The sequence below is a fragment of the Caballeronia novacaledonica genome, from assembly GCF_900258035.1.
GTDB classification, from domain to species: domain Bacteria; phylum Pseudomonadota; class Gammaproteobacteria; order Burkholderiales; family Burkholderiaceae; genus Caballeronia; species Caballeronia novacaledonica.
Window position 1 is genome coordinate 157,565 of record NZ_OGTP01000015.1, and the last position, 6,185, is coordinate 163,749.

Sequence of the window (6,185 nt, forward strand, 5' to 3'; positions counted from 1 at the left end):
CGATTCATGAACCTCATTCTCTGGCGTCACGCCGAAGCGGAAGACCAGGCGTCGAGCGATCTTGTACGACAGCTCACGCCGCGCGGACGCAAGCAGGCGCAGGGCATCGCAAAGTGGCTGAAGTCGCGCATCGACGATGACGCCGCGTTCCTCGCCAGTCCCGCGACGCGCACGATCCAGACCGCGGAGGCCTTCGGCGACCGCTATCGCGTCGTAGACGCACTCGCGCCCGGCAACGACGCGCAGGCCGTGCTCGATGCGGCCGGCTGGCCGGACGGCGTCGCCGAAACGGTCGTCGTGATCGGGCATCAACCGACGCTCGGGCGGGTCGCGTCGCTTCTCATGACCGGCCACGAAACGGAGTGGTCGATCAAGAAAGCGGGCGTCTGGTGGTTTCAGGGACGCACGCGCGGCGGCGACGGTCATGTCGTGCTGCGCGCGGTGATCAACCCCGACCTGCTATGAGCGGAGCGGCATCGGCGGCGCAAGCTCGTGTTCATCCGCGTGTCGTTTCATCGAAACGTCATTGCGATGCCATGCGAGCGTAACCGTTCATTACTACATTGGCGGGGACTGAAAGCCACAGCAACGTCCTGTCGAGGAACGCCAATGCAAGATTTGCCGACGCCCTTCCTGCAACTCGGAGCGTCATCGCTCTCGCTCGATTCGCGCCGCCACCTTCCGCGCACGTCGGAAACCGTCACCGGCCGCGAGCGCCTGCAAGTCGCGTGGGCGCGTGACGAAGACGCGCTGCGCGACGCGCAACGCCTGCGCTACCGCGTGTTTTCCGATGAAATGGGTGCACGTCTGTCCGGGCCCGCGGGCCTCGACGTCGATGCGTTCGACGCCTACTGCGATCACCTGCTCGTGCGCGATCTCGACACGCTGCAGGTCGTGGGCACGTATCGCGTGCTGCCGCCGCATCAAGCCGCGCGCATCGGCCGTCTGTACGCCGAAAGCGAGTTCGACGTGTCGCGCCTCACGCACCTGCGTCCGAAGCTCGTCGAAGTGGGCCGGTCGTGCGTGCATCCGGACTATCGCAACGGGGCGGTGATCATGTCGTTGTGGGGCGGACTCGCCGCGTACATGATGCAGAACGGCTACGAAACGATGCTCGGCTGCGCGAGCGTCGGCATGATCGACGGCGGGCATTACGCCGCGAATCTCTATACCTCGATGCCGGCCGATGCGCTCACCGCGCCCGAATACCGCGCCTTCCCGCACACGCCGCTGCCCGTCGAGGAACTGCGCACGGGCGCGAGCGTGAGCCCGCCGCCGCTCGTGAAAGGATATCTGCGCCTGGGCGCGAAAATCTGCGGCGCGCCGGCCTGGGATCCGGACTTCAACACCGCCGACTTCCTCACCCTCTTCCGTCTCTCCGAGATCAACGCGCGTTACGCGCGGCATTTCATCGGCGACATGCAGGCACGCTGAAGCGCCGATATGACAAGGCCCCGTTCGACGGGGCCTTCTCTTTGCGGGATCAGTCGTCCGTGTACACCACGCGATAAGGCTGGCCGATCTTCTCCCATTCCATCGCTTCCTGAACGAGGCTGTAATCGGTGAGCGGATTGTTCGTCACCCACTCGTTCGGCAGACGCACCTCGAAGCCGCTGCCCGCGCGTTTCACCTGGATGCCGGGCAGCCCGACATCGGTGCGGCGGCGCGACAGCAGCGCCGCGAGCCGCAGGCAGAAGAGCAATGTCCACTCGATGTCGCGCGCCTGTGCGAGCTTGCCGAGCTTGCCCGCATGTCCGAGCACGAGCGCCGCGAGACGCGCCTGATCGGTGCGCGAAAAGCCGGGCATGTCGGCGTTGCTCGCGATATACGCCGAATGCTTGTGATAGGCGCTATGCGCGATCGACAAGCCGATCTCATGCAACGACGACGCCCACGCGAGGAACATGCGATTTTCCTCGCGCACGTCTTCGTCGGGTTCGCCGAGCTGATCGTAGAAGCTGATCGCCAGTTCGCCGATGCGCTCGGCCTGCGCGGCATCGACGGCATAACGGCGCTTGAAGCCTTCGACCGTCACCGTGCGCATGTCCTGATGCTGCGAGCGCCCGAGCAGGTCGTACAGCACGCCTAACCGCAGCGCGGCATCGGTCGTGTCGGCATATTCGATGCCCAGTTCCTCGAACACGCCGAGCATGATCGACAAACCGCCGGCCAGCACCGGCACGCGATCGGGCTTCAACGCGATGAGTCTCAGCCGGTTCACGTTCTCGGCCTTGATGAGCGCGCGCTTCAGTTTCTCCAGGCCGCCGCGCGAGATGCCGTGCGTGATGCCTTCGTCGTTGAAGCCGTTCGCCTCGATCAGTTCCGCGAGCGCGCGCGCCGTGCCCGACGAGCCGATCGCCTGATCCCAGCCGGTGCCCTTGTATTCGCTCGAGATGATCTGGATTTCGCGCTTGGCGGCGAGTTCGGCCTGACGCATCGTGTATTCGTCGACGTTGCCTGCCGGGAAGAACTGGAGGCTATGGCTCACGCAGCCGATATAGAGGCTTTCCATGTGGATCGGCGTGTAATGCGAGCCGATGATGAACTCCGTCGAGCCGCCGCCGATATCGACCACGAGCCGCTTGCCCGCGCTCGCCGGCACCGAATGCGCGGCGCCCGCATAGATGAGGCGCGCTTCTTCGCGCCCGGCGATGACTTCGATCGGGAAACCGAGCGCGGCTTCCGCTTCGACGAGAAAGTCGTGCGCGTTCTTCGCGACGCGCAGCGTGTTGGTGGCGACGGCGCGCACCTGATCGGGATGAAAGTCGCGAAGGCGTTCGCCGAAACGCTTCAGGGCGTCCCAGCCGCGCACCTGCGACGCGCGGTCGAGCATCTTGTCCTTCGACAGGCCGCCGCCGAGCCGCACGGGCTCGCGCAGTGCGTCGACTTGATAAATCTGGCTGCCGGCGGGCGTTTCCTCGACCCGTCCGACAATCAGGCGAAAGCTGTTCGATCCGAGGTCGACGGCGGCAAGTAAATGGGGATGTGTGACCATCGGATATCCAGAATCGTGAAGTGGGGAAAAGGCACTGTCACAGCGGCGCTGTTGCAGCGCACGAATTCTATTCTATGCCGAGGCAGCCCGCGCCCTCGTCGATTCATCCGAAATCGCGCATTTGCGGTAGCGACGCTATCCCGGTTGTGAGTAGAATTTGTGAAATTCGTTCTGTCTTAAAAAATACATCATATTGTGAGAGCATCCGAGAGTTCCCTTGTCCATCTGATCGAGACCCCTTCCCTCCCTCCGATGTCCATACGCTATCCGCTATTCAACCGCGAACTGGGCATATTAGGTTTCAACGAGCGCGTCCTCGCACAGGCCGCCGACACGACGGTTCCGCTGCTGGAGCGCCTGCGTTTCATCTGCATCACCAGCAGCAATCTCGACGAATTCTTCGAAGTCCGCATGGCGGGTCTGCAAGAGCAGATGCGCGACAACCCCGGCTCGCTGTCGCCGGACGGCATGTCGCTGCAACACGTCTACGACCTCGTCTCCGAGCGCGCGCAGCGTCTCGTGCGCCAGCAATACTCGATGCTGCATGACATCGTGCTGCCCGCGCTCGAAATGGAAGGCATCTACTTCCACGGCGCGGAAGACTGGACCGAGCAGCAGACCGCCTGGGCGCGCGATTACTTTCACAACGAACTGCTGCCGGTGCTCACGCCGATCGGACTCGATCCCGCGCATCCGTTTCCGCGCGTGTTGAACAAGAGCCTGAACTTCGTCGTCGAGCTGGAAGGCACCGACGCATTCGGCCGTCAGGCGATGATGGGCATCGTCCAGGCGCCGCGCGCGCTGCCGCGCCTCGTGCGCATGCCTGAAGCGCTGTCGGGCTATCCGCATGGTTTCGTGCTGCTGAGTTCGTTCATGCAGCACTTTGTGAACGAGTTGTTCCCGCATCTCGTCGTGCGCAGTTGCAATCAGTTTCGTATCACGCGCAATAGCGAGCTTTTCGTCGATGAAGACGAAATCACCAATCTGCGCGTCGCGCTGCAGGGCGAATTGCCGGCGCGGCATCTGGGCAACGCGGTGCGTCTCGAAGTGTCGGCGGAAACGCCTGCGCATCTCGTGCGGCGTCTGCTCGATGAAGGTCAGTTGAGCGAACGCGATCTGTATCGCGTGAACGGGCCGGTGAACCTCGTGCGCCTCATGCAGTTGCCGGAAATGGTCGACCGGCCGGACCTCAAGTTCGTACCGCATATTCCGTCGGTGCCGAAGCCGATCGCGAACACATCGAATCTCTTCGATGCGATCGATCAGGGCGACATCCTGCTGCATCATCCGTACGAGAGCTTCCAGCCGGTGCTGGAGTTGCTGCTGCAGGCGGCGAAAGATCCGCAAGTTGTTGCGATCAAACAGACGATCTATCGCACGGGCACCGATTCCCCGTTGATGGACGCGCTCATGCAAGCCGCGCGCAATGGCAAGGAAGTGACGGTCGTCGTGGAACTGCTCGCGCGGTTCGACGAGGAGACGAACATCAACTGGGCGTCGCAGCTTGAGGCGGTGGGCGCACATGTGGTGTATGGCGTGGTCGGCCACAAGTGTCACGCGAAGATGATGCTGATCGTGCGGCGTGTGTCGCAAGGCGGCAAGCTCGTGCTGAAGCGGTATGCGCATCTGGGCACGGGCAACTATCATCCGCGCACGGCGCGTCTCTATACCGACTTCGGCCTGATGACGTCCGATCAGGAAATGTGCGAGGACGTGCATCATGTCTTCCAGCAACTGACGGGCATCGGCGGCGAGATTGCGCTGCATCAGCTATGGCAGTCGCCGTTCACGCTGCACGCGAAGCTTATCGATGCCATCCGCGCCGAGGCCGAGCATGCGCGCGCGGGGCGGCGGGCGCGGATCGTCGCGAAGATGAATGCGCTGCTGGAGCCGACGGTCATCGCCGCGCTTTACGAGGCGTCGCATGCCGGCGTGAAGATCGATCTGATCGTGCGGGGTGTGTGCTCGTTGAAGCCCGGTGTCGAGGACTTGTCGGAGAACATCACGGTGCGGTCGATCGTCGGGCGCTTTCTCGAGCATCATCGCATCTTCTATTTCTATGCGAATGGGAAGGAAGATGTGTTTCTGTCGAGCGCGGACTGGATGGACCGGAATTTCTTCCGCCGCGTGGAGGTGGCGTTTCCGATACGCGATCGGCGGTTGAAGCGGCGCGTGATTGCCGAGGGCTTGTCGGTGTGTCTCGGTGATAATCAATCGGCGTGGGTCATGCAGAGCGATGGGCATTATCGTAAGCGGCGTCCGGGGAAGTCTATTCGCAATGCGCAGTTGGGGTTGCTGGCGAAGTTTTGCTCGTGAGTTTTTTTCGTTTGGCCGAATGGCCCCCAATTCTTTTGCCGGATCCCGTATTCGCGTCGGTCTATTGGCACTGCCCCTGTGCGGGGCGGCAGTCACTTTCTTTGCTGCTGCAAAGAAAGTGACCAAAGAAAGCAGCTTTTTTTGCATCCAAAATACTTCATGCCGGCCGCGGCATAGGCGATTGACCTAATGGCCCCCAGAGTGTTAATTCTTTTGCCGGATCCCGTATTCGCGTCGGTCTATTAGCACTGCCCCTGTGCGGGGCGGCAGTCACTTTCTTTGCTGCTGCAAAGAAAGTAGCTTCTCCCATCCAAAGTGCCTCACACCGGCCGCGGCACAGGCGATTGACCTAATGGCCCCCAGAGTAGCGAGTGCCCTCAAAGGTCATATCGGGCTTGGATCGCGCACGGTCCGACACATCGCACCGCATAACAAACTGGTTCAGCACGAAACAGCGCCAGCCCGCTTCGCGGCCGACCGGTCAATCGGGTTGGCGCGCGCTCTCTTGCTAGCGCCGCCATCTCGCGGCATTTGTTCTTCGTCGGTTTCCCTTGCAGACCCAACGGCAGCGCGAAGCGCTGTGCCGACGCTATTTTGTGCTGAACCAGCGCCCTAAAACTTGTGGTGCGGCAGATCGTGCGCGAGCCAAGTCCGACTGGGCCTTCGATGCCAACACTTAGGCGAGTGCCAACTTGAGGGAGAAAAATGGCCAAGTTGCGTGTGACAGCGGGCCTGAAAAGCGGCGGATTCAACCGGTCAACGCAACCCCCAACGTCTCGGCCAATTTCTCCGCTGGAGTCATAAAGCCCAAGGTCTGCCGCGGCCTTTCATTGAGTCGCTTGGCAATTGCGTTCAATTCAGCCTGTGAGTAATG

At 62.1% G+C, this 6,185-nt stretch carries 4 protein-coding genes and 1 pseudogene; 3 read left to right on the top strand and 2 right to left on the bottom strand.

What is annotated here, in order from left to right; genetic code table 11:
- Positions 1-6: 6 nt before the first annotated feature.
- Together NOV72_RS20920 and NOV72_RS20925 are read left to right on the top strand one after the other, a co-directional pair.
- Positions 7-465, top strand: a complete 459-nt coding sequence (locus tag NOV72_RS20920; protein ID WP_106856489.1) for a SixA phosphatase family protein — start codon at positions 7-9, stop codon at positions 463-465.
- A 144-nt stretch (positions 466-609) separates the two neighbouring features.
- Positions 610-1,434, top strand: coding sequence for a GNAT family N-acetyltransferase (locus NOV72_RS20925; RefSeq protein WP_106856490.1), 825 nt, complete (start codon positions 610-612; stop codon positions 1,432-1,434).
- Between the two features lie 49 nt (positions 1,435-1,483).
- On the opposite strand, the gene ppx is transcribed toward NOV72_RS20925, so the two are convergent.
- Positions 1,484-2,995: an exopolyphosphatase gene (gene ppx / locus NOV72_RS20930; protein WP_106856491.1), complete on the bottom strand. Its 1,512-nt coding sequence runs from the start codon at positions 2,993-2,995 to the stop codon at positions 1,484-1,486.
- 252 nt (positions 2,996-3,247) lie between these two features.
- On the opposite strand from ppx, the gene ppk1 reads away from it, so the two are divergent.
- Positions 3,248-5,311, top strand: a complete 2,064-nt coding sequence (ppk1, locus tag NOV72_RS20935) for a polyphosphate kinase 1 (protein WP_106856492.1) — start codon at positions 3,248-3,250, stop codon at positions 5,309-5,311.
- Between the two features lie 748 nt (positions 5,312-6,059).
- Here ppk1 and NOV72_RS32810 read toward each other — a convergent pair.
- Positions 6,060-6,185: pseudogene (locus NOV72_RS32810) on the bottom strand (IS30 family transposase); the annotation flags it as partial.